This window comes from Synechococcus sp. H55.8 (genome assembly GCF_047462375.1).
Classification (GTDB): domain Bacteria; phylum Cyanobacteriota; class Cyanobacteriia; order Thermostichales; family Thermostichaceae; genus Thermostichus.
In genome coordinates this window covers 1-25,758 of sequence record NZ_JANSJC010000023.1, presented here as the reverse complement: position 1 = coordinate 25,758, position 25,758 = coordinate 1, and the positions used below count along the sequence as shown (strand labels likewise).

Here is a 25,758-nt window from a genome sequence, read left to right as displayed (position 1 = left end):
ATGATTCCAGCATCAATGGGGATCGTTGCCATCATCCGCTGGGCTGGGTGGTCTTGCCAGACAAAAGGGTGGCGGCATAGCGAGCAGCTCCCTTCAACCCCACCTGCGCATTCACCACCACCTGCACCGACAGTTGCTCCAGGAGAGGACGCATCCGCCCTTTGTCCAAAAACGAGGACAAAAACTCTCCTTGGTGCAAGAGGCGCAAGAGCTTGGGCGCGATCCCACCGGCGATGAACAGGCCCCCGCGAGGCAGCAGTTGCAGGGCGAAGTTCCCGACCGCAGCTCCGTACAAGCTGATAAAAAGCCGCAGACACTCCACTGCCAGCGGATCCCGTGCTTCCATGGCGGCATTGGCAATTTGGGCTGCCGGGTCAACAGGCTCGGCCCCCTTTTCCCAAGCCTCAATTTGGGCCAGCAACTGTTCTTCCCCTTGCCCCCACCGACTATCCCGCAAAAATTGATAGATGGCAACAATTCCCTGCCCTGAGACCACCCGCTCGGTGGAGACACGCCCGTGCCGTTTTTGCAAATACCTCAAAAGCTCCCACTCTAAAGGGGTGCGCGGGGAAAAATCCACATGCCCTCCCTCGCTGGCATGAACCTGGTAGCCGCCTTCTCCCCAGGTGAGGTAAGCCTGCCCCAAACCCGTACCTGCTCCCATCACGCCAATCGGAGCCCGGGGTTGACGCTCACCCACTTGCAAGGTGTCCAGATCTTGATCGCCCAGGGCAAGCAGGCCATACCCCACAGCGCTGAAGTCGTTGATCAAGGCTACGCGCGGGATCCCCAGCTCTGCGGCCAATTGGCTTGACTGCAGATCCCAAGGCAAGTTGGTGATCTTGGCGGTCTGTACCCTTGCTCGCTCCATCACCGGGCCGGCCACCGCAAAACAGGCAGCAGCAGGCTGTGGATCTCGACCCAGCTCCTGCCGAGCCTGGGCCAGAAACTCTCCCACCATCGGGGCGAGGCTGACGAAATCTTGGCTGGCGTAGCGGCAATGATAAAGGCTGTGCTCGGGATCCTCGGCATTGACAAGGCTGAGGCTGGTTTTGGTGCCCCCGATATCTGCGGCCAACAGCAAGTCCATACGGTTTCCTCCGGCCAGCACATCGTTTCCACCCTGGCATCTCTGGAGAGGGAATGCCCATTTCGGCCTCCCGGAGCTTTCCCGCTCCTGTCACGGCGAAGAAGGTGCTATGTTAACTGATGTAAAGGTTTTTAATGTTGCATTTTGTCTTCCACACCTTTTTTGCCCCCTCTCCCAAATGAGCCTCTGCTGTCATCTGAGCATCGCCCTCTCCCGATTCAAAAGCGTTTCGGATCCCACCATGCCATTGGGGGAATGGCGGCTCTGCTCGTCTGCCTGCCCGTTTTTGTGCAAGCGCCCCTGGTGCGATATGCCCCCTGGGTGAGCTTGGTGATGTCTTTGGGCTGGTTGGGCCTCAGTTTGCATCTCTACTCGCAGCTCCGTACCCGCCTGTGGGGAGATTTGCTCTACGGCTTTACCCTGACTTGGCTGGCGGGATCCCTGTATTGGGGCTGGCTGCGCTTTGAGCCTCTTTGGCACATGCCCGTGGAAGCTTTGGGGATCCCGATTGTCTGGTGGGGGACACGGCAGCGGTTTGCCCGCATCGGCACCTGGTTTTATCTCGGTTCCCTGTGGGGCACGGCGATTACCGATCTTTACATTCACTCGGTGGGCTTGCTGCCGGAGTGGCGACAGGCGATGCAGTTCGACCGCTTGGATCAGGCGGTTGTCCCTTTCATGGCCGCTCTTGACAAAATGGCTACCCCCTGGGGCCTGAGTTGGGGCATCGGCCTGGGCCTTCTCTTGCTGGGCGCTGGGTTGTGGATGATTCGGGGATCCCGCCGCCTGCACCATTGGGCCTTTGCCGGAGCAGTGCTAAATACCCTGTTGGTGGATGGTCTTTTTGCCTGGGGGGCGGCTTTGCTGCGGTGAGCGGCGGCAGGTTTGCATCAGGCTGCCGGGATGGCCGGTTCTGGCTCGGCAGGAGGCAACTCCGGTGCCGGTGCGGGCTGAGGCAGAAAGTCGATGACCCTCCAGGTCTTAGCATCAGGCGAGCCGTAGGCCAGTAGCCACCGTTCGGGCACGGTTTGGGGCTCTGCGTCAGGCGAGCGCTGCGTAGCAACAGTTTGTGCCTTTTGGTGGGCCAAGGTGAGCTGAAAGGGATCCCCTTTGCGGCGATAAGGACGGCGGGATCCCGGCGGCTTCACGATCAGGGTGTAGGTACCGCTGAGGTGATGGCCTTCCAGCGTTTCTCCTGTTCTTGCGGAGCAACAGGCCAACAGCAAAGGTTCACGGCGATCCCGACGGATTTTCACATCTTGCACTTCCAGCCGGGCCGACAACTGCTCACTGCCCACCAAGGAGGCCACCGGCTCGGACAAATGAGCGATCTGATAGGCAAGGGCCTGCTGCACAATCGGCTTGGGCGGCCTGGGGCCGCAGCCGGCCAGCAGCCCCACCAGCACAATGGCCACAAGGCCGAGGATCCTGCGAATTCCGCCGCGCCAAGCCGATCCCCGCCACCTCTCCCCCGGTTGTGGCATCGCTTCTCGTAAGGCCATCAGATGGTCACTAAGGTGGGGTGTTGCTTCAAGTATTCCGTATTCACGCCGGACTCGCGGGTGAGGGCCACCAGACCGGTACGGGCGATCTCGCGGATGCCAAAGCTGGTCAACATCTTGATGATCGCCACCATTTTGCCCGGATCCCCGGTCACCTCGAGGGTCAAAGACTCCTCCGCCACATCCACAATCCGGGCACGAAACATTTGGGCGACATCCATGATGGCGGAGCGGGTCTCGGGGCTGGCATTCACCTTGACCAGCATCAGCTCCCGTTCCACACAGGGGACGTGGGTGATATCGGTAACTTTTAGCACATCGATGAGCTTGTAGAGCTGCTTCGTCATCTGCTCCACGTCGTGCTCATCTCCCTGCACCACCATGGTGATGCGAGAGATCCCCGGTCGTTCGGTGGGGCCGACGGTGAGGCTGTCGATGTTAAAGCCGCGACGGGCAAACATCCCCGCGATGCGGGTTAAAACGCCAGGCTGATCCTGCACAAGGGCGCTGAGGGTGTGTTTCACGGTAACCAAAGAGAGAGCTACGCAGAGGATAGGGAAGCAAAAGAGAGGTTGGGAAACGACCGTACCCTGAGGAAATTTTACGCCAATTTTGCGGGAGTGTTTTTTCTATTGCTCTGCCCACCCGGCCTCGGCAACCGCAGAGAATACAGAGGGTATGTAAGGCCGCGCAGCCTCTAACTCTGCAAAGACCCGCGCGTAACCCCCAATTGGCTATGTAGCTTCAGCTCGCGCCACAGCTGGGATCCGCTCATCCGGCCTTGGAGAAGCTGTTGATAGCAGCGCAAGGTTTGCCGGATCTGCTCGGGGGATTCCTGCAAGAACTCAATGCGCAGATATCGCAACCCCAGATCCAGCAGTTTTGGCACATGCTCGGCCCCGGTTTGGGCTTTGCCGTTGTAGAGAGTGTTGCGGCAGCCGGCATCGGCTTTCAAAATGTGCTCGACATTGGCCCTATCCCTCAGCCTCACCTCGTGTTTTTCGCAGGGACGGCCACAATTGGTGTAGTCGGTGCCGCGGGACAAAAAAGCGCAGAAGACGCAGTGCTCCATGTGGAACATGGGCATGTGCTGGTGGATGGTGACCTCGTACCAGTGGGCGGGGCCGGCCTGGAGCAGGGATCCCAGTTGCTCGTGGTTGAGGTCATAGGAGGCCGTCAGGCGCTCCAAGGGGTAGCGGCTTTTGAAATAGTGGGCGGTGATGGGGTTGGCCACGTTCAAGGAAAAATCGCCGATGCAGCGCTGGCCGGCAAAAAAGCGCAGGTGGTCGTAGTTGCGCACCAGATAGCCATCGGCTCCTGCTGCCAACACCTGTTTGAGGATCCAGCTTTCTCCCGGCTTGGTGATGCGGGGCGGGGCCGCCCACAGCTCCACCTCAGGGTGAGCGGCCTTGGTGGCGCGGATAACTTCCCGGTAGCGGCGGGGATCCTCCAACTCCAGGTAGATCTGCCGGATGCCACAGGCAATTGCCGCCGGCAACTGCTCTGGATCCCGCACCAGCACCACCAGTTGGGGCGATCCCCTTTCCGGTTGCTCCGGGGCGGGCAGCAGATCTGGCCAGCGAGCTTCAGGGTTGAGCTGCCAGCGGCGGGGCCGAGCCCGCAGCGCCTGCAACTGCTCCACGGCTTGGCGCCGCATTTGGTTGAGGACGCTCAGCGGCAGCATCACCTCTCCTTCCAGGGCATTGTGCAGGGATCCCAACTTGAACGGGGTGGAACCCAAACGACCCAGTTGCTGCCGCAGCTTCTCGTCGGTGAGGGGTTGGTGATGGGCAGGCTGCAAAGGCACCGGCGAATCCACCCGCACCACGTGGCCCTCTTCATCCCGCAGGATCAGCGTCAGGGGCAAGCCGGCCTGGCCGTGAACTTCCAGGTGGACGGGGCGTTGAAAGCGAGGCTGATCCCCGGCATAGCTCTGGCGCAGGCGTTTCTCCAGCTCCGGGTCGCTGGTCTTCCAGAGGCGATCCCCTGGCCGCAGGCGTTTGAGGTCAATGGCCCCCTGGGCAAAGCCAAGCCAGGCCAGCCCCTGCTTCTTGTGCACGCGGTAAACCCGCCCCCCCTGCTCCGGCTCTCCCTGGTCGAACACCACGCCATCGCCCGGCTTGAGGGGAGCCTGCAGGCGCACCCCCACCTGATCCCCTTCGATCCGCAGCACCTGCCCCAGGTAAACCCCCCGCTTCTTGCCAAAACGGGCATGCACCAGCTCTTGGTTGTTGATGCCCCGCAGCCAGCCGGTATACAGCCCGCGGGAAAAGCTCATCTCCAGCTCATACCACTCCTGAGCTGAGGGCTGCCACGCCTGACCTGCCCCCAAGGCATCCAAGGCCTGGCGATAGATGCGCGTTACATTGGCTACATACTCCGGCGATTTCAAACGACCCTCAATTTTTAAGCAGTGGATCCCCAGCTTGACCAGCTCCGGCAGCACCTCCAGACCGGCCAGATCTTGGGGGCTGAGCAGATACCGCTTCTCCCCCAGATCGCGCCGCATCCCGTCTACCACCAGCTCGTAGGGCAGGCGGCAGGCCTGGGCACATTCTCCGCGGTTGGCCGAACGTCCTCCCAGCGCCTCGCTGGTCAGACATTGCCCGGAATAGGCCACGCACAACGCCCCGTGCACGAAGATTTCCAAGCAGACGGGGGATCCCTTCTCTTCCAGATGGGCGCGGATCTTGGCCATCTCCTTGAGGGAACACTCCCGCGCCAGCACCACCACCTCACAGCCCAACTCGGCGGCAAACTCTGCCCCGATACCGCTGGTGACGGTCATCTGCGTCGAGGCGTGGATGGGGAAATCGGGAGAAAGATGACGGATCAAGCGTGCGATGCCAATATCCTGGACAATGACCGCATCCACCCCCGCCGCGATCATCGAGCGGATGTACCGCTCCGCTTCCTCCAGCTCCCCCGGAAAGACCAGAGTATTCAAAGTTACATAGCCTCGCACCCCCCGCTGATGCAGCCAAGCCATCAGCTCCGGCAAATCTGCCTCTGTGAAGTTGCGGGCGCGTAGGCGGGCGTTGAACCGCTCCAGCCCGAAGTAAATGGCATCGGCCCCGTTTTCTACCGCTGCCTTGGCACACTCCCAATCTCCTGCCGGCGCCAGCAGCAGCGGCAGCGCGACGGGCAAAGCCGCCGCCGCAGAACTTGTCCCAGACGTTTTCATCGCCCCACCCGGAGCAAAAGGGATCCTTTCCCATTCAAAAGCAAAAAACCTGAGGAAGGGATCCCCTTTCCCAGGCCGAGCCGCCGCTGCCAGCGGCCTCTGAAGGACTGGCAAACAGATTGTCCTGGACAATTCCGTCCCGTGACAGCGGCCAACTACGAGGCCAGCAGCACATTCAGGATGCCGGTGAGGATGGCGCTGAACAAGGCCAGCGTGATGTAGCGCCCAACAGCCGGGTTTGAGCCCAAAAGCCGATCGGAAGCGCTGATGGTGAAAAACAAAGACCAGGCCTGCGTGGCGTTGATGGTCTCAAATTGGTTGAATTCAGGGGTAAAGATCTTAGCCATGGTTTAATGCTCCTCGGAAGCATGCGTTTGTCCCCCCACCTTAACAAAAGTTAACAGTAGCTGCCACGTTCGCGCGGCTACATCAGAGCCCTGATGCACAAGGCTGGGGTAGGCTGCCTGTTGTGGAAAAGCTGAGCATACAATTATCAGCTCGATCTGAACCGATCTGCTGTTGGGTAGATCTGCATCTAGCGTGGGTCGATTTTATGCGACTCCGTATATAGTATTGAGTGATGCGGGATCCCCACTCAAATAGGGGCTTTGCCCCTCGACAGGAGTCGAGCAGATGTTCTAACCTTGGCTTCTAGGGTGGCCCAAGAGCGCTCTTTGAGGTCAGTGAGCCGGGGTGTTGTCAGCGACGGCCAGCCGCGAGTCGATGCCGAGGGTGTGCCGCATCGCTAGCCTAGCCCTGTCGAGCAGGTTCAATCCGGGTGGCTTCTGCCTTGCCCGATCTGTTGGTTAGTACTTGAGGGATCTAGCCCTATAGCAACCAGAACAAGGCGCGATGCCGGGAGTGGAGATGAGAATGATGCGCTGTAACGTAGTGTCGCCTGCCCGATCCCTCTGCTGCTGTGTAGCTCGGGTGAGCAGTATAGCCGGGATCCTGATCGGGACAGCGTGGGCGAGCTTGGCCATGACTCCCGCTTGGGCTCAGGGGAGTGCTCCACCGGCTCAGGCAACCGCAGGCCCCATGAGCCGGCAAGAGGTGGCAGAGCGGCTGAGCCTGGTGCCTGTTTTTGCGGTTGTGTCTCAGAACGGCACACCTGTTGTTGCCAATGTGGAGCGAGATGGCCGCACCATTCAAGTGGTCTCCTTCTGGCTGGATCAAGCCCAGGCCCAAAAAATGTTGGAGCAGGTGAAAGCCAGCAACCCCGAGATAGCCAGCCAAGCCCAGGTGGTGCCTCTCTCGCTGGGGTATGCCTACGAAAAATCGGAAGAGGAGCGCGCCAAAAATAGCGATCTGTACTTCGAGGTGGTGCCGCGGCCTGCTGATGTGGAGGCAGCCAAGCAGGTACTGAAAGAAACCAGCAAAGATGTGCCTCCAGAAGCGATCGGCGTGCCTCTGTTCTATGGCCGCTCCGGAGAGGGGCTGCTGACCATCGAGCAGGATGGTCAGGAGGTGGTGCCCTTCTTCTTCGACCGCAACGATCTGCAGCGAGCTTTGGATCGGGCGGCAGCCCAGAACCCGGATGTGGTTGGAAAAACCCAGATTGAGGTCACCTCCCTGGCCATTGTGGTGGAGCGCATGCTGGCTCCCGATGCCCAGGCCGATGTGCAGAAGATCGCCTTTATCCCTTCCCGCTCGGCGCTGGAATACATCCAATCGTTGGCTCGGCCTGCCAACCCTTCTGCCAGTCCCCAGCCTCAGCGTTAACCCAACCCCCAGTCATACTGGCAGAACGGAATCCTTTGAGATCCCCCTCGACTCTGCTGAGGCGATTGCTGGAGTGGCGTGCCCAGGCCCTGAGGGCGGCAAAAGCGGCTGGGATCCCTGCCGAGGAGGTGGAGATTCTGCTCAAGGAACGGCTGGGGTGGGGGCCGTTGGAGCGGCTGCTGGGTCGCGCTCCGGCTGGGGCGGGGGAACTCCTGGAGGAGGTAGAGGCCCTTTGGCAGCAAAGGGTGGAAAAGCGCGTCCCTCTGCAGTATCTGTTGGGCAAAGTGGAATGGGCCGGCTTGAGCCTACGGGTGACCCCGGCGGTGCTGATCCCACGTCCGGAGACCGAGCTGCTGGTGGAGCAGGCTTCCCTCTGGTTACAAGCTAATCCTCTGCCGCCCGCATCCTGCTTGGCCGACCTGGGCACCGGCAGCGGGGCCATTGCCATCGCTTTGGCCCAGCGACATCCCCAGTTGCAGCTTCTGGCGGTGGATTCGAGCCCGCAAGCCCTAGCCGTTGCGGCGGACAACGTGGCGGCCCACCATTTGCAGGAGCGGGTGCAGTTGCTGCTGGGATCCTGGTTTGTGCCCTTGGATCCCTGGCGGGGGCGGCTGCGCGGCCTGGTTTCCAACCCGCCCTACATCCCCACCGGGGAGCTGGCCCATCTCATGCCCGAGGTGCGGCTGCACGAGCCGCGACAGGCCCTCGATGGCGGGGAAGATGGGCTGGCCCACTTGCGGCTGTTGATTCAAAGGGCACCGGACTACCTGGCCCCCAACTCCTTTTGGGCGGTAGAAGTGATGCGAGGACAAGCCCCTTGGGTGGCGGAGCAATTGCGAGAGAGGGACTGTTATCGGCAGATCCAAGTTCACCGCGATCTGGCGGGGATTGAGCGGGTGGTCAGCGCCCACTTCGTCGGGTAGAAAAGGGTAGGATCCCCATGGAGTGGGGTATCTCCAGAGCCTGCTCGCGTCAGGGGGACGTAGTCCTTACTGTGCAAAGCTTAAAGATCCGAACCCAAGGATCTGAACCTCGACGGGATCCCCTGTCCTTCGTCCGGAGCACCTTTTGAGGAAACCCGCAGCCAAACCCGATCCAGCTTCCCAGCCGGCGGCCCCTGCCGACAGGCAAGAGGCCGTAGATTGGCAATTTGCTTTTGAACGCTCTGAGGTGATGCGAGCCTTTCAGCAAGAGTTGCTCGTCAGCATTGGCCACGAGCTGCGCAACCCCCTCAGCAGCCAGATGGGATCCCTGCAGTTGGTGTTGTCGGATCTGTGCGATTCCCCGGAGGAGGAGCGGGAATACATTCAAAGTGCCAAAGAGTCCGTAGAGCGCTTGATTAAGCTGCTCGAGGAATACACCCGCCTGGCTCGCCACGATCTGCCCATTCAACCCCTGCAACCGGAGCCGACCCAACTCCGCCCCCTGCTGCAAGATGTGTACAGCCTAACTCGCCTACAGGCCCAGGATCAGGGCATTCGCTACGAGTGGCCGATCCTACAACCACCTTCTGTTTCTGAACCGTCCGCCCTCCCGGACAGCCTTATGGTTTGGGCGGATCCCCACGGTTTGGTGCAGGCTCTGCTGGGGGTGTGTCGCTGGGGCATCCGTGCCCTGCGCTATGGTTCGATGGCTCTGCACCTCTATCCCATCGCAGCAGCGGAGGGGCACCTGTGTCTAGAGTGGAACCTGGAGGGACGGTGCCATGTGCCCGTTGAAACAAAGGGCAGTGCTACTTGGCGGGTGAGCGAGCGGCTCCTGAGAGAAATGGGGGGCGATCTGGAGCTTGGCGAAAGCGGCCTCCACCGGGTTGTCATCAAGGTAACCCTGCGCCTCATCCAGTGATCCCAGACAGGTAGGCTCAGCGGCTGCGCAGCCCCGGCCAATTGGCATCTGCCTTCTCGATCAACCCGGGAATGTCCCGCTCCCAGTTGCGCTGTACCCGCCGGTTGGCATTCAAGTACAGCTTGTCATCGACAATTTTCCAGGCAAAGGGATCCACCGGGTAAAGGTAGTTGTGGGCCACGGCCCAAGCACAAAACCCGCCGTACTGGGGGGCAAAGCGCTCCGGGTTGCTGCGAAACCGCTCCCGATTGTCAGCAGTGGCAAACCGCCAGGTCACCCCTCCCCACTCCCATTCATAGGCTGGGGATCCCTCGACCGGCTTGCCATCGATAAAGTAGGCCACCGGGTCATAGCCGCGCAGGGCCAGGCCATCCACCGCAAAAAAAGGGCCCGGGGATCCCTCCTCGGCAGCTCCAGCCACCTGTCCTTGGGCTGGAAGGGACAAGAGCGAAGCTGAATAAAAAGCAATAACCCCACCCCCAACCATCAGCGGCAACGAGAGCAGGATCCAACGACCTGTGCCCATAACAACCTCCCAAATCCTGAGAAAATGCCCTTTGCCTCGAGAGAGCGGCGCCTTCCTCCTCAGGTTTGGAAGAACGCCGGCGATGACCTCGACTTTTGCGAGCTGGCAACAGCTTGGCTGCACCGGGGGAAATTTGCCTGTGATTTGGATCTGGGAGATCCCAAAAGTTCAACCTTCCCGGCGCAAGGCCAACTCCGCCCGATCCAGTTGCATCAGCACCCGCTCCACCTTCTCCGGGTTGAGAGGTCGGTTGGAGGTGCGGTACTGGGAGGCCAGCGTATTAAACACGGTGCGCAGGGTGGTGAAAGACTGGAGCTTGTCGTAGCGTTGGCCGTGGTAGCGTCCTGCGAATTCTTGCATAGCCTCCATCGCTTCCGCCCGCGCCTCTGCCGGGTTCATCACGGGATCCGCTTCCGAAAGGACGGTGCGCAGGGTTTGGATCAGGGTCATGCTGTCTTCGTAGTACTTGCCGGTAAGACGGGCCGCCTGAGCGCTTGCGGTCGTCCAGCCCAGCACCAGGATGACCGAGAGGAGCAGGCCGACAAGGCGTAGAAAAAAAGTTTTCAGCATGGGAAGCTTGCCTTATGTAACTTATCTTTAAGCATAAGTCACGGCGACGCCCCAGAGGAGCTCTTGAAAAGATGCTGTTCCCACTCTTTAGCCACTTACCGCCCGAGCTGGCCCCCTACCGATCCCACGCGATCATGTTGGCCATGATTCTAGGATTTGCCTGTGCTCACAGTGGGCTGGCCTACTTGCGGCCTTGGGGGGAAGCTTGGCTGGGATCCCGTTTGTACCGCCTTCTTTTTGCGCTGGTCAGCCTCAGCTTGGCGCCGCTGTTGCTGATCTACTTTTTTAACCATCGCTACGACGGGGTGATCCTCTGGGATCTCCATGCTGTCCCCGGCATCCACACCACCGTTGTTCTTTTGTCAGCGCTCTCGTTTTTCTTTTTGTATCCGGCTACCTTCAATTTGCTGGAGATCGCCGCCATTCAGAAGCCGGAGATCCACCTGTTTGAGACCGGGATCATCCGCATCACCCGCCACCCCCAAATGGTGGGCCAGGTGATCTGGTGTGTGGCCCATTCCCTTTGGATTGGCTCCAGTTTTATGCTGGTCACCTCCCTGGGGCTGGTGGCCTATCACCTGTTCGCCGTCTGGCACGGGGATCACCGTCTGGAGCGGAAATACGGCCAGGCCTTCCGCGATCTCAAGGCCCGTACTTCTGTGATCCCCGGCTTGGCCATTCTGCAGCGGCGACAACACCTGCAACCGCGAGAGTTTCTGCGCTGGGCCTACCTAGGGGTGTTCAGCTTTGTAGTGATTCTTTATGCTTTCCATCCGCAAATGGTTTCTGCAGCCAGCCAAATTGCCTGGTAGCATGATCCCAAACAACTTCTTTAGTCTGGGAGTGATGAACTTGCAAGTTGCTTTAGATGCTTTTAATCAAGAACTTTTGACAAGTGACGGGTTGGTGTTGGTGGATTTTGGCGCCCCTTGGTGTGGCCTGTGTCGGTTCATTCAGCCGATTACCGACCGTCTCGCAGCAGAGTGGGGCGGCGCAGTTAAGGTGCTGCGGGTGAATGTGGACGACAATTTTTGGCTGCCGCGCCGCTATCGGGTGCGCTCGCTGCCGACCTTAATTTTGTTTGAGAAAGGTCAAGAAGTGCATAGGTTAGAGCACTTTGCCAGCCGTGATGAGGTGATCCGGCGCTGCGAGCAGTTGTTTCTCGCCCACCTGCGCTATGTGGGTTCGGGTGCCTGCTCCTCCTCGCTTGACCCCCAAGCCCCGCCGCCAGGGGTGTAGAGGGTGAGCACATCGCCGGCTTTCAGGGATCGGCTGGTTTTGCTGGGCAAGGGATCCCCGTTGACGAGGTTGATCCCCACCTGGCCAGGCTCGCCGCCTTCTTCCCCTTGGGGGGCATGGTGGCGCCGGTCGGTGAGCAGGGAGAGGGTGCAATCTTGCAAGGTCTGGAGGGAGCGGATCAGCCCCCAGCCGCCCCGCTGGCGGCCATGGCCGCCGGAATCTGGGCGTAGCTCGTAGCGCAGCACCCGCAGGGGATACTCCAGCTCCAGAGCTTCGATGGGGGTGTTGAGGGTATTGCTCATGCCCACGTGGACGCCGTCCAGGCCCGGTCGCTGCCGGCTGGCTCCTTGGCCGCCCCCCAGGGTTTCGTAGTAGGTGAAGTGGCGGTTGCCGAGCACACAGTTGTTCATGGTGCCCTGTCCCTGGGCAATGGCACGGGATCCGGCCACCGGGGCTAGGGCTTTGAACACCACATCGGCAATGCGCTGCGAGGTTTCCACGTTGCCCGCCACCACCGCCGCCGGAAATTGGGCGTTCACCAGGCAGCCGGGCGGGGCCACGATCTCGATGGGATCCTCCAGGCCGACATTGCTGGGCGCCGTGGGATCCAACAGGCAGCGCAGGGCAAAGAGCACTGCCGAGCGGGTCACAGCCAAAGGTGCGTTCAGGTTCCCCGCGGTGGCCGGGGCTGTGCCGGCGAAGTCCACCCGTAGCCTCTCCCCCCTTACCTCAATCTGCACCTGGATGCGGAGCGGCTCGGGCGGATCCCCGTAGCCCTCCAGGTAGTCGCAGGCGGTGTAGATCCCAGCGGGCAGAGCGCGGATCTGGGCCTGCATCCGCCGCCGGCTGTAGGCGATCACCCCGGCGATCAACTGCCAGGCCTCTTCTTCTCCAAAGCGGGCCAGCAGCTCGCGAAACCGGCTCACCCCCACGGCGCTGGCCCCCACCTGGGCCTGCAAATCCCCCCGCCGCTGCTCAGGGTTGCGCACATTGGCCAGGATCAGGCGCAGCAGATCGCCCTGCCAGCACAGCTCCCCCGTCAGGGTCATTTGGGCCAGCCGCAGCGGCGGGATCACCAGCCCTTCCTGCCAGATTTCCGTAGAGTCGGCCGGCATGGAGCCGGGGCGCATCCCCCCGATGTCGGCGTGGTGGGCGCGGTTCACCGCGTAGGCGCAGACTTGTTCTGGATCCCCCAGGCCGGGGATGGCCGTAACCACCGTGATATCCGGCAGATGGGATCCCCCCTGGTAGGGATCGTTGAGGACGAACACATCGCCGGGCCGCGGGCCGGCTGCCACCACCGCCCGCACCGCTTCCGCGAGGGCGCCCAGGTGCACCGGAATGTGGGCCGCCTGGGCAATACAGTCTCCCCGAGCGTCGAACAGGGCCGTCGAGCAATCCCGCCGTTCCTTGATGTTGGCCGAGTAAGAACCGCGGATGAGGCGCGCCCCCATCTCCTCGGCGATCCCCGCCAGCGCATTGGCCATCACCTGCAACCGGATGGGATGGGAGACGCTATCCATGCTCCTCACAGCCTGCGCCCCAGCCAAACAGCCACCCTGCGGATCCCTTGCCAAAACTGGAGACGCCGCTGCCAGCGGTCGAGGGTATGGCGATTCTCCCGCAGCCGATCCCGTAGGCGCAGCAACTCAGCCGGCGTGGGAGCCAAAGCCCGCTCAGCCGCCTCCCGCCAGTCGGCCATGGCCCGCTCCGTAACCCAGAGCGCCGACCGCAGGCTCAAAAGGACAGGAACGAGGGCGAGCAAAGCCAGAAACAGCAGCCCGTTAAGGCCGCAAACCGCCCAGACCGCCCATCCTGAACTCCAATCTGCATTCACTGGAAGCTTACTGCTGCTGCAGCATCAAGGGGCGCAACACACGGCCATCGCCGACCACCACCACCGTGGACAACACCTGTCCGCCGCGCCGGAAGGTAATGGGTACCCGCTGGCCCACCGGGGTGTTTTGGATAATTTGCTGGACGTGCTGCACCGAGGTGACCCGCTGCCCGTCCACCCCAATCAAAATATCTCCCTGGGCCAGACCCGCTTGTTGAGCCGGGCCATCCTGGAGCAGACCAACCACCTGCACCCCTTGGATTTGAGGCGCGGGGCCAAACAGGCGACGACTGACGGCACCTTGAGCTGGCTGTCCATCCACCGTTTCGATGGCAACCCCGATAAAACCGTTGCCTAGGACAGCAGGCGACACCTGAGCCCCGAAACTGTCAACCTGAACCGTGGGGCTGTAGAAGTTGTAAGCTTCACCCCCAACCGAGTCACAGGGGTAGGCCACAACGGCATCTGCCAGCAAGAGGGAAGCAGGCAGGGCGAGGGCAAGCTTAGACAGATGAGTTATTTTCTGCATGGTTCGACCCTGGAAACGGCGAAGTAAAGACAAGTTTGCTTTGACAAGACGCTGGAGTGGAGGAACCAGCCCAAGATCAATTAACAACAATCAAAAGGAGCCAGTGGCGGAAGCCATCGACCAGGCAGCCTGCACCGCTCTTCCCTCAGTGATAAACCCAAAATCGCCGACTGTCGATAGGCTTGGCCGTGCTCCGGGGCTGGATCCCAAGGTTTTGCCGGCATTCCTGTAGCAATTCTTCAAGGTCTTGGGATCCCCAACCCAGGCTATCTCAGCGGCTCACAGACTGGCGCAGCGATCCGTGGCCTGCAGCAGGGCGGTGCGGATCCCGGGCTCGGTGATGGAATGGCCGGCATCGGGAATGAGGTGAAACTCCGCCTCTGGCCAGGCCTGGTGCAGCTCCCAGGCGGAAATGGGCGGGCAGACCACGTCGTAGCGTCCCTGGACGATCACAGCCGGCAGATGGCGCAGGCGCTCCACCCCCCTAAGGAGCTGGTCTTCAGGATCCAAAAAACCCCCATGGACGAAGTAGTGGCACTCGATGCGGGCAAAGGCCTCGGCAAAGGTCTCCTGGCCAAAGCGCTCGATGAGCTCAGGGCTGGGGATCAACTTGCTGGTGCTGGCCTCCCAGATGGCCCAGGCGCGGGCCGCTCTCAGCCGCACCTGGGGATCCGGGTCGTTGAGGCGGCGGTGGTAGGCTGCCAGCAGGTCATCCCGCTCTTCGGGGGGGATGGGCTCCAGGTAATGTTCCCAAGCATCGGGGAACAGGTGGCTGGCCCCCGACTGGTAAAACCAGCGGATCTCAAAAGGGCGTAGCAGGAAAATGCCCCGCAAGATAAACCCCAGGCAGGAGTGGGGGTGGGTTTGCCCATAGGCCAAGGCAAGGGCGCTGCCCCAACTGCCCCCAAACACCCACCAGCGCTCAATGCCCAGGTGTTGGCGCAGCTTCTCGATATCGGCCACCAGATCCCAGGTGGTGTTCTCCCGCAGCTCGGCGTAGGGGCGGCTCTTGCCGCAACCACGTTGATCGAATAGCACCACCCGCCAGCGGCTGGGATCAAAGTACTGCCGGTAGAGGGGATCGATCCCACCCCCTGGCCCCCCATGCAAAAACACCACCGCCTTGCCCGCCGGGTTGCCGCACTGCTCGTAGTAGAGGGTGTGCAGGGAAGAGACGGGGAGAAAGCCGTGATCGTAGGGCTCGATGGGCGGGTAGAGATCGCGCGCCATAACTTAAATTCTCAAATTCTCAAGGTCTCCGCAGGGCGATGGTGGCCTTGGGGGGGATCCCTTCTTGGAAGGTCTCGCCATCGGCGGCCACGATGATAAATTGCAGCTCCTGCCCCGGCTGGGCGCCCAAATTGCTCCAGGGAATGGCCACCTCCAAACAGGCATCCACCACCGCCTTCACCTGATGGTTGATGGGCTGCCAGCTATGGTACTCCCCTGCCTGCAAGAGCTGAGCCTCGACGGGTGCGGGATGCTGGCCGGTGCCAGGCGGCGGCAGCGACAGCTTCAACAGGTGGCGGTAGAGATAGTTGAGGGGGGCTTCTGCCGGCAACCCCTGCAGGGGAATGGGGCTGTTGACGGTAACGCGGTTGGGATAAAACCACAGCACCTGCAATTGCTTGGGCCGCTGCACCACCGAGTTAAAATCCAGCCGCAGATAGAGGTTGAAGTGATCGAACCCGTACCAGAGGCGGCGGACGACGCTGTTGCGGTGCATGGTTCCTCGGGCTGCGCCGATCTCCACCCGCCCGGCCTGGCTCCACTCCCGTTCGGCGGGGCGACCGTTGATGGTGGGATGGATAAACCCCTGCGGCAGGCGATCCCCCAGCCCGTCGTGATCCTCGAGGGGAAACTGCAGCGCCGCCGGCACCGCCTCTCCCAAAGCGGTGTAGAGGGCCTGTAGATGTTCCCGAAACAACTGGTCAAAAACGGCATCGTGGGCGGAAGAGTGGCCTGCCCCAAACCACCAGAACCAATCGGATCCCTCAGCGGCCCAGAGGGCTTCCCAGGCCTGGGGGGTGGCGTGAGGGTGATCCTGGATCACCTGGCGGGCTTGGGCAAGGAGCTCCCAGGCGCGGTTTTTGACGGGATCCCCAATCCAAGTGGTAAAGTCGGCCTCAATCCAGGAGCCGCTGTGCAATTGTTCGGCTGGCAGAAACTCCGTGGGGGGAAACTGATCCAAAAACTCCGACACCTTCACCAAGCGCAACGCCGGGTGCTGGCTGAGGCGGGCATAGAGGTTTTCCAGGAAGGGGCGGCCATCTTGGGGGTAGTACTCCCAGCAATTTTCCCCATCCAGGGCAATGGTGACCAGCCAGGGCTGGTCTTGGGGTAGGCGGTTGCGGATGCTCTCCAGGTGGCCGATGAGATCTTTGGCGGCAGCGTCGGCAGGCATGGCGCTGTAGCTAAAGCCAATGAGATCGGAAAGGCGGTGATCCCGAAAGATGATGGCCAAATCCCCTGCCTCGCTCTCCAGACGGTAGGGGCGGTAGAGCTTTTCCGGCTCGAGGATATGGCCCTGCCCGTCGCGATGAAAGGGTTGGCCCAAGCTCCAGCCCAGCACTCCCTCGTCGGAGATGATCCAATCAAAGCCTTGTTTCTGGATCAGGGGCACGATGGCGGGGCTGACCGCCTGCTCTGAAGGCCACAGACCCCGCGGATCGCGGCCAAAGCGCTCCCGGTAGATCTGCTTGGCCCGCTCCAGTTGGCTGTGGACATCCTGCTCCCAGTGGAAGGGGTAGCGGGGCAGGGGCAAGCCGGGCCGGGCCACCCGCGCCGAGCGCTCGCTCACCAGCAGGGGCAAGATGGGGTGGGTGTAGGGGCTGGTGGTCAACTCCAGTTGGCCGCTACTTTGCAATTTGGCGTGCTGGGGCAGGATGGCGGCCAGGATCTGCTGTTGCTTGGCGTAGATCCGCTGCCGATCCGCCAGGGTAAAGCCAGAACCCATCTTGATCCAGCCCTCAATCTCAGGATCCTCCTGGAAGAGGGGATCGAACCAGGAGAGGTTGTGCCAGGCCAGCAGGTCGCTGAAGTCTTGGGGCGTCCAGTACTGTAGGCACCAGTTGATCCCTTGCGATTCCCGCTGTTCGTAGAGCTGGCGGTAGCGGGGGTAGGGCTCAATCATGGTGGGGTAATGGCTGTCGAAGAAACGCTCGACAATGAAGCGCCGCTGCTCCGGGGTCAGCTTTTCGACAGGAGATAAAGTCAGCTCCAAATAGGGATCGAAAGCGGAGCCGGCCACGTAGTCTTCGATTTGCACAATGAGAGAGGGCACTAGGTTAACCGTTTGGTGCAGGCGGGGATAGCGCTCCAGCAGCAAAATTAAGTCCAGGTAGTCTTTGATCCCGTGTAGGCGCACCCAAGGCATGCGATATTTACCCGCCAGCGGGCTTTTGTAGAGGGGCTGGTGTTGGTGCCAAACCAGGGCAACATGCAGCGGGTAGGTCATGGGAGGCACGGGATCCGACCATCACCCGGATACTAGCCCATCTGTCCGGCTCCCGATCGTAAGAAACTCTGGAATGTTGAATGGTGGGGCTCCACCTGGATGGTGCCCACTGGGGGAAAACCTTGTCATTCGCCAGATTTCTCAGGACAATGGCGGCAAATGGAAGAGCTAAGTCATGACTGCTGCTACCCACGTCCTGGAACAGTCGATTGTTGTCTTTTCCCAAAACTACTTGCCCATTAGCCGGGTCAACATTAGGCGGGCGATTGTGCTGCTGCTGACGGGCAAGGCAGAGCCGCTGGCGATGATGGATGTGCCGGTGTGGAAGGTGCGCTCCCCCAGCCAGGTGATCGAGGTGCCCGAACACATCCGCCTGACCATCAAGGGCAAAGAGCGATCCTGGCGGGTGCCCCCTGTTACCCGGCGAGAGGTCTTGCGGCGGGATCACCACACCTGTCAGTACTGCGGCAGCACCCATAACCTGACCCTGGATCATGTCGTACCTCTTTCCCGCGGCGGATCCCACACCTGGGACAATGTGGTGACCGCCTGCGAACGCTGCAACCAGCGCAAGGGCAACCGCACTCCTGAAGAGGCCAATATGCCCCTCCTCAGCAAACCCCGTGCCCCCATCCACCCAACAGTGGCTTTTGCGGAGCAATTTTGGCGTGAGCACCAAAGCCGGCAAGAGTGACCTCCGCCCATCGCCAAGGCGGTACGCTCGCTGTTGGGCTTTTCCGGTCATTGCCAACGATGGGATCTTGCCACCGGTTCCCCGACAGCCCTTCCAATGAGAGGGTACTTTCCCACAGATGGTATTCGAGGGTTCTGAACGCGGCTTTGGAGACTGGCTACTCCATTTGTGGCAGCAGCCCCTGATCGCGGTGATCCGCCTCTGTAGCAGCCCAGACCAGGCTCTCCAGGGATCCACTCTGGCCATCCGGGCCGGGATCCGCCACATCGAGATCACCCCGCACGTTCCCCGCTATCTGGAGTTGATTGCCCAACTGCGGCAAGACCACCCGCAGTGTTGGATAGGGGTGGGCACCGTCTCCCATCGACAGATGGCGGAGCAGGCTTGGCAGGCGGGGGCCCAATTTTGCGTTTGCCCTTTTACGGACGAGAGCATTATCCGTTGGGGCCGGGAAGTGGGACTGCCCGTCGTGCCCGGTGCCCTTACCCCCAGCGAGATCTGGAAGGCATGGCAGGCGGGGGCAACGGCGGTCAAAGTGTTTCCGGCGGAGAGCATGGGGGGATCCCGCTACCTGCGTCATCTGCGACCGGTGCTGGGATCCCTGCCGTTGATCCCCACTGGGGGGGTGACCTTGGCCAAGGCAGCGGAATATCTGCAAGCAGGGGCCTGGGCGGTCGCCATTGCCGGAGATCTGTTTCCGACAGAGGATTGGGATCCAGACTGCCAAAAGCTGGAAAATCGGCTGCGCCAGGCGCTGCAACAGCTTGCCGAGCAGAGAAACAAAAACTGGCCCAACCTGAGCAAATCGGTAGAATAGGGTGCGTGGTGTGAGGGAGGCCGGCATGGGAGAGTTTCTAGATCTCTACCTGGAATTCCACATTCCAAGCCCGGTTGAAGAAGTCACTTGGCGCCATTGGTTCGAGATCTGGTTGCGGGAGCTGGGGGTACAGGAGCCGTGCGAGCTCAGCCTTTGCCTCACCTCCGATGATCACATTCGCCAGCTCAACCGCGAGTTTCGCCACCTTGACGCGCCCACCGATGTGCTGGCCTTTGCCGCCCAGGAGATGCCCGCCCCCGTCAAGCTGCACGAGATCACGGGGGTGCGCCTGCTGGGGGATATTGTGATTTCGGTGCCCACCGCCCGCTCACAAGCCAAAGCGCAAGGGCATCGGCTCTCGCAGGAGTTGGCCTGGCTGGCCAGCCATGGGTTGCTTCACCTGCTGGGGTGGGATCACCCGGATGAACGTTCTCTCCAGCACATGGTGCAGCAACAGCGACAGTTGCTCGCTGCCATCCAACTGGATGGAGGGGTAAGCCATGGCCAACAGTCCTAGTCGGCTGGCGGCGTTCCGGCGGCGCGTCCATTCCAAGCCCACCGGTATCGCTCCAGCGCCTTCCTCTGAGGTCGATCCCGCAGCCAATGCCGCGCCTTTGGAGGTGGATCCCTGGCGACGCCCCCCCTCTTGGCAGGTGGCCGACAACCTGGGCAAAAGTTTCTACTACGCGGGCAAGGGTTTGGCTTATGCAATCCGCACCCAGCGCAACTTCCGCATTCACATGGCGGTGGCGGCGGTAGCCTTCGGCCTTGGGCTGGGCCTGCGGCTGAGCGCTGCGGCAATGGCCCTGATCAGCCTGACCAGCGGTTTGGTGATGGCGCTGGAGCTGGTGAATACCGCTCTGGAAGCAGTGGTGGATCTCACCCTCGGCAGCAAATATCATCCCTTGGCCGAGATCGCCAAAGATTGCGCCGCGGCAGCGGTGTTGATGGCAGCAGTGGCATCCCTGCTGGTGGCGGCTTGGCTCCTCCTCCCGCCTCTATTGCTGCTGCTGCAGGATGGCTTCCCAGCACCAGCCTGAGGAGCTTGGAGAGAGAGTTTTTTATCCAGCCGGCTGGGAGTGGATCACCACCCGTCCTCCCTGCCGATCCAAGCTGAGCGGTTTGGCTTCTGCTTCAATATCGAGCTGGGCCCAAGCGCTGACCATCGCGGCTCCCACCCGTTCCCGATTTTCGGGGGCGCAGAGGGCCAACAGGGTGGGGCCGGCTCCACTGATCACCACCCCATAGGCCCCGGCAGCTATGGCTGCAGCTTGAACCGTTTTGAACCCGGTGATCAGCTCCATGCGGGCCGGCTGGTGCAGGCGATCCTGCAGGGCCACCCTCAGCCAGTCCACCCGGCCCGACTGCAAGCTGCGAATGAGCAGACCCAGATGGCTGCTGGAAAAAACCGCATCCGCCAAGCTGACGGATTTGGGCAGGATCTCGCGGGCTGCTTGGGTGGAAAGCTTAAAGTTGGGCACCGCAACCACGATGCCAATGCTTTCGTGCCAATCCACCGGACAAAACACCCATTGCCCCTGCTGCCCCTGCACACAGAGCTGACAACTGCCCTGCAGGGCGGGCACCACATTGTCTGGATGGCCTTCCAGGGCGATGGCCAGTTGTAGGAGGGTTTCGGGAGCTAGGTTGAGCGACCCGATGGCATTGGCTCCCAACAAGCCGCCGACAATAGCGGTGGCAGAACTGCCCAACCCCCGCGCCAGGGGCACGTTGAGGGTGATTTCGATTTCTACCCCCGGCACGGGCTTACTCAGCAACTCAAAAGCGCGGCAGAAGGCCCGGTACACCAGGTTGTCCTTGCTCTGGCTGATGTGGTCGCTGCCACGGTAGTGGATGCTGAGGCCAGAGGGGATCTCCCGAAATTGGAAGTGGTTGTAGAGCTCTAAGGCTGCACCAATGCAGTCGAACCCCGGCCCCAAATTGGCGGTGGTGGCCGGGACGATCACCTCGACTCGCTCTTTGACCAAGGGGACAGCTCCTCAGTGAACGATGGGCAACTCAAGGTCTACGGGCTCCCATTATCCTATGAACGACGGCCAGATCCCCACGACTACTCAGCCTGACGAGCTTCCGGGCTGTCCTGAAAAGCTTTTTATTCTTGTAACCTATGAGTTGAGTGCTGGGCATAGCGGGCCTGTTTCCACTCCGGCCATTGGCTCAACCCAGCAGGGATCCAAAAAGGAGGGGGCAGAGGCCTGCAGAAACTGTCTTGGTTGGTGTTGGGCTTGAGCTATCTCGGGCTGGGGCTGGGATCCCTGCCCCGGTTGCGCATGAACCGGGCCACGATTGCCCTGGTGGGATCCGCCTTGCTCATTGGCTTGGGGACCTTGTCGCTGCGGCAGGCTTGGGAGGCCATTGACCCCACCACGATCGTGTTTCTCCTGAGCATGATGGTGGTGAATGCCAGCTTGTCCTATGGTGGGGCCTTCCAGTTGGCTTTGCTGGGCCTGATTCGGGTGAGCCGTAGCCCCTTTGGCCTGTTGATCATGCTGGTGTTTGGCAGCGGCTTGCTCTCGGCTTTTTTGCTCAACGATACCCTGGCCCTGGTGTTTACTCCCCTCACTTTGCAGGTCACAACGGTGTTGGGGTTAAACCCGATTCCCTACCTGTTGGGCTTGGCGGCAGCCACCAACCTGGGATCCGTCGCCACCTTGAGCGGCAACCCACAGAACATTTTGATCGGCTCTTTCTCTGGGATCGGCTATCTGGAGTTTGCCGGCAAGATGACGCCCATTGCCGTGGTGGGGCTGCTGCTGGAGGTGGGGCTGCTGTGGCTCTATTACCCCCAGGTGCGCTCCTTGCAACCCTTTGCCCAGGTGCCTTGGCTGCCGCTGCGCCTCTACCCGCCCCTATTGCGCAAGAGCCTGGTGATCGCGGGGGGGCTGTTTGTGGCCTTCATAGCCGGACTTCCCTTGGCCGAATCGGCCTTGGTGGCAGCGGCCCTGTTGCTGATTACCCGCAGGCTGAAGCCGGAGCGATTTCTGGGGCAGGTGGACTGGAATTTGCTGGTGATGTTCTCCGGGCTGTTTATCTTGACGCGGGCAACGCGAGAACTGGTAGCCCTCTGGGGGATGAGCTTGGGGCCTTTGGCAGAGAGGCTGGTGGGATCCCCCCTCGCCCTGTTGATCGGTGTAGCCATTTTATCCAACATCATCTCCAATGTGCCGGCAGTGTTGTTGCTGCAATCCTTGGTTCCCCAACAGGAGACCACCACTTGGCTGTTGCTGGCTGCCGGCTCCACGTTGGCGGGCAATTTAACCCTGTTTGGGGCAGTAGCCAATCTAATCACGGTTGAGGCAGCCGCCAAAAAAGGGTACGTGCTCTCCTTTGGGGAGCATCTGCGCTTGGGTCTGCCCCTGACTCTGCTGACGCTGGGCTTCAGTGGGCTGTGGCTGGGCCAGCCCTTCCTGCCTTCTCCATCGCTCAGGTAACTTCTGCCCAGGGATCCAGCTTGTCGGGATCCCTGGGTGTGATGACTGGTGTTGCCGTCCTTGCGCTGGCACCAGCAGCCTCTCCTTCAGAGCTGTTGGTGGGTGTGGGGGTGCTGCTTGATGTTGTCAGCATCCTTCACTTCCATTGCCGTATTGAGGATCCGTCGCGGCTCGAGGCTGTGGTTGAGCTTAAACGCCCCCCGCTCGGGAGTACAAACTTGGTGCAGGGGGATGTGGCGAAACTGGGGCTTGCTGCGATAGGTGCGGGCCGCCGCTTGCAGCCGCTCCACAAAATCTTCTCCCAGCACCACCCCCGCCGGGAAGACATCGGCGGGCAAAGTCGGGGTCCCGTTGTTCACGATCTCGGCATAGGTTGTGGCGTAGAGGAGACAATAGGAAGTGCTGCGGCCCTCTTGGGCCAGGCAGTCCAAGGCGGCAGCGGGCAACGGCTCGGCCACCAGGACTTCCCGCAGGTGACCGTCCTCATCTCGCTGGAAGCAGGTGGCCACTCCCAGCACCACGTATTCCAGCCCTTGGACGGGGTGAGTTTGCGCCGTATTCGACATCGAGGCCATCTCCAAGCAGGGTTTGCGGTCGAGCGCCCTCGACCAGGGGGTCGTCCTCACAATAGCAACAACTCTTGCCTCGGGCAGCGGGGGCTGTTGCAAGATAGGAAGCGGATCCCAGTCCGATCCAAGCTCTGGGCGAGGTCAGCGGTTGGCTGCAGGGATCCAAAATTTGCTTTACTGTAGCGAAGCGGGGTCAGTGTTGCCTGAGAGAAACAAGGGCTCCAGGCAGCTTTGGCAACCCTCGATTCATCATTTGGGAACTTCCAAGGGTCCGACTATGGCGGATGGCGAATACAAGCCTGGGCTAGAAGGCGTTCCGGCCACGCGCTCTAACATTAGTTTTGTCGATGGCCAGGTAGGGATCCTGGAGTATCGGGGCATTCCCGTTGAGGAACTGACGGCCCACAGCACCTTTTTGGAGACGGCCTATCTGCTGATCTTCGGCAAGCTGCCGACGCAATCCGAGCTGAACAACTTTGACCAGGCCGTCCGCAGCCATCGGCGGGTCAAATACCGCATCCGCGACATGATCAAGTCGTTTCCTGAGTCGGGCCACCCGATGGATGCCCTGCAAACCTGCGTGGCAGGCTTGGGGATGTTCTATCCGGTGCGGGAGGCGGATCCCGACTATGTGTTTGGCACGGTTACCCGTCTGCTCGCCAAGCTGCCGACCATGGTGGCCATGTTTCACCAGATGCGCCAGGGTAACGATCCCATCCCCCCCGACGACAGCCTGGATCATGCCGCCAATTTTCTCTACATGCTCTCCGGCAAGAAGCCGGATCCCTGGCTGGCCCGCATCTTCGATACCTGTCTGATCTTGCACGCCGAACACACGGTCAACGCCTCTACCTTTGCCCTGCTGGTAAGCGCCTCTACCCTGGCCAGCCCCTACAGCAGCCTGGCCACGGCGGTGGGCACCCTTTCGGGGCTGTTGCATGGGGGGGCCAACCAACAGGTGATGAGGCTGTTGCGGCAAATCGGCTCGGTGGAAAATGTGCGCTCGTTTATCGAAGAGAAGCTGGCCAAAAAAGAGCGCATCATGGGCATGGGCCATCGCGTTTACAAGGTGAAGGATCCGCGGGCCACCATTCTGCAGCGGCTGGCCGAGGAGCTGTTCGAGCGCTACGGCCACGACAAGTACTACGACATCGCCCTGGAAGTGGAGCGGGTGTGTGCGGAGCTGCTGGGGCCCAAAGGAATTTACCCCAACGTGGACTTCTACTCGGGGTTGGTCTACGCCAAGCTAGGGATCCCGGAAGATTTGTTTACGCCGGTATTTGCCATTGCCCGGGTGGCGGGTTGGCTGGCCCATTGGCGGGAGCAGTTGTCGGATAATCGGCTCTTCCGACCCACCCAGGTGTACACAGGTGAACGCCAGCAACGCTACATCCCCATCGAGGAGCGGGGTTGAGAGCGGTTTGACAGAGCACTGGGCCGGGATCCAAACTCAATAGAGCCCAAATGCGTGTGTGAGGTGGTGCGTTGAGCCCTTTGGATTCTCCCCTTTGGCGAGACGGGTTCACCCTCTTCTTGAGCATTGTGGTGCAGGCCATGCCGTTTTTGCTCTTGGGGGTGTTTCTCTCCGGGCTGATGGCCGTGTTCGTAGAGGGATCCCAGTTGGCTCGTTTCCTACCCAAAGGCAAAATCGGCAGCGCGGTAGCCGGTGGCGCCCTGGGGTTCTTTTTTCCGGTGTGCGAATGCGGCAATCTGCCCGTGGCCCGGCAACTGGTGATCAAAGGGATCCCACCCTATGTGGCGGTGGCTTTTTTGTTGGCAGCGCCGGTGTTTAACCCGGTCGTGATCTTCTCCACGTGGATTGCCTTTCGCAGCATGCCGGAGCTGGTGGTCTACCGGGTTCTTTTTTCTTTTGGCATTGCGGTGGCCATCGGCTTGCTCTTCAGCGTGCAAAAAGATCTGGAGCCTTTGTTGCAACCGGCGGTCTGGCGAGAGCTGCAGCGCAACCGCTGCCAAGAGGCAGCTCTGAAAAGCACCTCCTGCTCGCCGTTGTTGCAGGGGGGCACCTTTTGGATTGGATCCCAGGGCCATGCTCAAGGGGCTGCTGGCGGATCCCTGGCCACTCTGCAGACTGCCGAAGAGGTGTATCGGGCAGCGCTGGCCGCTGCCCCTGCTCTCTCTTGGCGGCAAAAGGGATTGTTGCTGCTGCAAACCTGGGCTAGAGAGATTCGCGAGCTGGGATCCGTGCTCATCCTGGGTTCGGCGATGGCGGCCTTTGTGCAGACGGTGATCCCGCGTTCGTTTGTTCTAAATTATGGCCAAGATGAACTGGTCTCGATCCTGATCATGATGGCCCTGGCCGGGATCATTTCTATCTGCTCGACGGTGGATGCCTTTTTTGCCCTCTCCTTTGCCGCCACCTTCACGCCGGGATCCCTGTTGGCCTTTATGGTGTTTGGGCCGATGGTGGACTTGAAGGCCATTGGCTTGATGCTGACTTTGTTCAGGCCCCGCGCCATTTTCTACTTGGTGCTCCTGACTTTTCAGTTCACTTTAGTAGGGGCTTTGGCCATCAATTACTGCGCCAGTTAACTCGCCTGCTCCTGCATTTGCTCAACGTAAGGCGCGGGATTCCCCACCCGGGTGGGGAGGGATAGCGCCTCCTGACTGATTCTGGATATATCGCTTCACAATTTCTAGAGGTGCACCGCCGCATGAGACAATGCACTTAGAATCATGCCAAAGCTTAGCCTTTCCCCAGTACACT

The 25,758-nt window shown here is 61.0% G+C and carries 28 protein-coding genes; 13 read left to right on the top strand and 15 right to left on the bottom strand.

What is annotated here, in order from left to right; translation table 11 throughout:
- Positions 1-31: 31 nt before the first annotated feature.
- Positions 32-1,090: a glucokinase gene (locus NW862_RS10160; RefSeq protein ID WP_414333351.1), complete on the bottom strand. Its 1,059-nt coding sequence runs from the start codon at positions 1,088-1,090 to the stop codon at positions 32-34.
- A 255-nt stretch (positions 1,091-1,345) separates the two neighbouring features.
- Between NW862_RS10160 and NW862_RS10155 the strand changes: the two genes are divergently transcribed.
- On the top strand, positions 1,346-1,963 hold the full coding sequence (locus NW862_RS10155; RefSeq protein ID WP_414333349.1) for a DUF3120 domain-containing protein: 618 nt from the start codon (positions 1,346-1,348) through the stop codon (positions 1,961-1,963).
- A 17-nt stretch (positions 1,964-1,980) separates the two neighbouring features.
- On the opposite strand, the gene NW862_RS10150 is transcribed toward NW862_RS10155, so the two are convergent.
- The 4 genes from NW862_RS10150 to NW862_RS10135 form a co-directional block, all read right to left on the bottom strand.
- A complete protein-coding gene (locus NW862_RS10150; RefSeq protein ID WP_414333347.1) occupies positions 1,981-2,592 on the bottom strand; it encodes a hypothetical protein in 612 nt (203 codons plus the stop codon).
- Positions 2,592-3,116 (bottom strand): acetolactate synthase small subunit, encoded by a 525-nt coding sequence (gene ilvN, locus NW862_RS10145; RefSeq protein ID WP_414333369.1) that lies wholly within the window; start codon positions 3,114-3,116, stop codon positions 2,592-2,594. The genes NW862_RS10150 and ilvN overlap by 1 nt, the downstream gene beginning before the upstream one ends.
- A gap of 173 nt (positions 3,117-3,289) precedes the next feature.
- Positions 3,290-5,776: a DUF3656 domain-containing U32 family peptidase gene (locus NW862_RS10140; RefSeq protein ID WP_414367945.1), complete on the bottom strand. Its 2,487-nt coding sequence runs from the start codon at positions 5,774-5,776 to the stop codon at positions 3,290-3,292.
- A 155-nt stretch (positions 5,777-5,931) separates the two neighbouring features.
- Positions 5,932-6,123, bottom strand: coding sequence for a hypothetical protein (locus tag NW862_RS10135; protein ID WP_414333343.1), 192 nt, complete (start codon positions 6,121-6,123; stop codon positions 5,932-5,934).
- Between the two features lie 529 nt (positions 6,124-6,652).
- On the opposite strand from NW862_RS10135, the gene NW862_RS10130 reads away from it, so the two are divergent.
- From NW862_RS10130 to NW862_RS10120, 3 genes are all read left to right on the top strand, one after another.
- The gene (locus NW862_RS10130) at positions 6,653-7,498 is read left to right on the top strand and encodes a Tic22 family protein (protein WP_414403066.1); all 846 of its coding nucleotides are present in this window, start codon (positions 6,653-6,655) and stop codon (positions 7,496-7,498) included.
- Positions 7,499-7,563: 65 nt separating this feature from the next.
- Positions 7,564-8,421, top strand: coding sequence for a peptide chain release factor N(5)-glutamine methyltransferase (gene prmC / locus NW862_RS10125; RefSeq protein ID WP_414333339.1), 858 nt, complete (start codon positions 7,564-7,566; stop codon positions 8,419-8,421).
- Between the two features lie 145 nt (positions 8,422-8,566).
- Entirely contained in the window at positions 8,567-9,343 is a 777-nt protein-coding gene (locus NW862_RS10120; protein WP_414333337.1) for a sensor histidine kinase, read from the top strand.
- Between the two features lie 16 nt (positions 9,344-9,359).
- On the opposite strand, the gene NW862_RS10115 is transcribed toward NW862_RS10120, so the two are convergent.
- Both NW862_RS10115 and psb27 read right to left on the bottom strand, forming a co-directional pair.
- The gene (locus NW862_RS10115; RefSeq protein WP_414367935.1) at positions 9,360-9,788 is read right to left on the bottom strand and encodes a YHS domain-containing (seleno)protein; all 429 of its coding nucleotides are present in this window, start codon (positions 9,786-9,788) and stop codon (positions 9,360-9,362) included.
- A 249-nt stretch (positions 9,789-10,037) separates the two neighbouring features.
- Complete coding sequence (psb27, locus tag NW862_RS10110; RefSeq protein ID WP_414333333.1) at positions 10,038-10,439, bottom strand: photosystem II protein Psb27; 402 nt, start codon at positions 10,437-10,439, stop codon at positions 10,038-10,040.
- 71 nt (positions 10,440-10,510) lie between these two features.
- Here psb27 and NW862_RS10105 point away from each other — a divergent pair, with 71 nt between their 5' ends.
- Both NW862_RS10105 and NW862_RS10100 read left to right on the top strand, forming a co-directional pair.
- A complete protein-coding gene (locus tag NW862_RS10105; protein ID WP_414333331.1) occupies positions 10,511-11,251 on the top strand; it encodes an NnrU family protein in 741 nt (246 codons plus the stop codon).
- A gap of 34 nt (positions 11,252-11,285) precedes the next feature.
- Entirely contained in the window at positions 11,286-11,678 is a 393-nt protein-coding gene (locus NW862_RS10100) for a thioredoxin family protein (protein ID WP_414333329.1), read from the top strand.
- Here NW862_RS10100 and NW862_RS10095 read toward each other — a convergent pair.
- The 5 genes from NW862_RS10095 to NW862_RS10075 form a co-directional block, all read right to left on the bottom strand.
- Positions 11,615-13,201: a hydantoinase B/oxoprolinase family protein gene (locus tag NW862_RS10095; protein WP_414333328.1), complete on the bottom strand. Its 1,587-nt coding sequence runs from the start codon at positions 13,199-13,201 to the stop codon at positions 11,615-11,617. The genes NW862_RS10100 and NW862_RS10095 overlap by 64 nt on opposite strands.
- 5 nt (positions 13,202-13,206) lie before the next feature.
- Positions 13,207-13,515 (bottom strand): hypothetical protein, encoded by a 309-nt coding sequence (locus NW862_RS10090; protein WP_414333327.1) that lies wholly within the window; start codon positions 13,513-13,515, stop codon positions 13,207-13,209.
- A 7-nt stretch (positions 13,516-13,522) separates the two neighbouring features.
- Complete coding sequence (locus NW862_RS10085; protein ID WP_414333325.1) at positions 13,523-14,044, bottom strand: PDZ domain-containing protein; 522 nt, start codon at positions 14,042-14,044, stop codon at positions 13,523-13,525.
- 279 nt (positions 14,045-14,323) lie between these two features.
- A complete protein-coding gene (gene pip / locus NW862_RS10080) occupies positions 14,324-15,274 on the bottom strand; it encodes a prolyl aminopeptidase (protein ID WP_414367937.1) in 951 nt (316 codons plus the stop codon).
- A gap of 19 nt (positions 15,275-15,293) precedes the next feature.
- Complete coding sequence (locus NW862_RS10075) at positions 15,294-17,501, bottom strand: glycoside hydrolase (RefSeq protein ID WP_414427142.1); 2,208 nt, start codon at positions 17,499-17,501, stop codon at positions 15,294-15,296.
- Between the two features lie 175 nt (positions 17,502-17,676).
- On the opposite strand from NW862_RS10075, the gene NW862_RS10070 reads away from it, so the two are divergent.
- The 4 genes from NW862_RS10070 to NW862_RS10055 all read left to right on the top strand — a co-directional run bounded on the left by NW862_RS10070 (position 17,677) and on the right by NW862_RS10055 (position 20,052).
- Entirely contained in the window at positions 17,677-18,195 is a 519-nt protein-coding gene (locus tag NW862_RS10070) for an HNH endonuclease (protein ID WP_414333320.1), read from the top strand.
- 118 nt (positions 18,196-18,313) lie between these two features.
- Positions 18,314-19,012 (top strand): bifunctional 4-hydroxy-2-oxoglutarate aldolase/2-dehydro-3-deoxy-phosphogluconate aldolase, encoded by a 699-nt coding sequence (eda, locus tag NW862_RS10065; protein ID WP_414337166.1) that lies wholly within the window; start codon positions 18,314-18,316, stop codon positions 19,010-19,012.
- A 25-nt stretch (positions 19,013-19,037) separates the two neighbouring features.
- Positions 19,038-19,529, top strand: coding sequence for an rRNA maturation RNase YbeY (gene ybeY / locus NW862_RS10060; protein ID WP_414333316.1), 492 nt, complete (start codon positions 19,038-19,040; stop codon positions 19,527-19,529).
- Positions 19,513-20,052 (top strand): diacylglycerol kinase family protein, encoded by a 540-nt coding sequence (locus NW862_RS10055; protein WP_414333314.1) that lies wholly within the window; start codon positions 19,513-19,515, stop codon positions 20,050-20,052. The genes ybeY and NW862_RS10055 overlap by 17 nt, the downstream gene beginning before the upstream one ends.
- Before the next feature lie 21 nt (positions 20,053-20,073).
- Here the strand turns inward: NW862_RS10055 and thrB are convergent, their stop codons facing one another.
- Positions 20,074-21,000 (bottom strand): homoserine kinase, encoded by a 927-nt coding sequence (gene thrB / locus NW862_RS10050; RefSeq protein WP_414333312.1) that lies wholly within the window; start codon positions 20,998-21,000, stop codon positions 20,074-20,076.
- A gap of 249 nt (positions 21,001-21,249) precedes the next feature.
- Between thrB and NW862_RS10045 the strand changes: the two genes are divergently transcribed.
- Positions 21,250-22,464, top strand: a complete 1,215-nt coding sequence (locus NW862_RS10045; protein ID WP_414333368.1) for an anion transporter — start codon at positions 21,250-21,252, stop codon at positions 22,462-22,464.
- Between the two features lie 86 nt (positions 22,465-22,550).
- Here NW862_RS10045 and NW862_RS10040 read toward each other — a convergent pair whose 3' ends face one another.
- On the bottom strand, positions 22,551-23,030 hold the full coding sequence (locus tag NW862_RS10040; RefSeq protein ID WP_414333310.1) for a hypothetical protein: 480 nt from the start codon (positions 23,028-23,030) through the stop codon (positions 22,551-22,553).
- A gap of 280 nt (positions 23,031-23,310) precedes the next feature.
- Here NW862_RS10040 and NW862_RS10035 point away from each other — a divergent pair, with 280 nt between their 5' ends.
- Positions 23,311-24,447 carry a citrate synthase gene (locus tag NW862_RS10035; RefSeq protein WP_414333309.1) on the top strand — a complete coding sequence of 379 codons (1,137 nt, stop codon included), beginning with the start codon at positions 23,311-23,313 and terminating at the stop codon, positions 24,445-24,447.
- 80 nt (positions 24,448-24,527) lie between these two features.
- Positions 24,528-25,583 (top strand): permease, encoded by a 1,056-nt coding sequence (locus NW862_RS10030; protein WP_414333307.1) that lies wholly within the window; start codon positions 24,528-24,530, stop codon positions 25,581-25,583.
- A gap of 21 nt (positions 25,584-25,604) precedes the next feature.
- On the opposite strand, the gene NW862_RS10025 is transcribed toward NW862_RS10030, so the two are convergent.
- Positions 25,605-25,758, bottom strand: a 154-nt coding sequence (locus NW862_RS10025) for a transposase (protein WP_414427148.1), incomplete at its 5' end; no start/stop codon positions are given.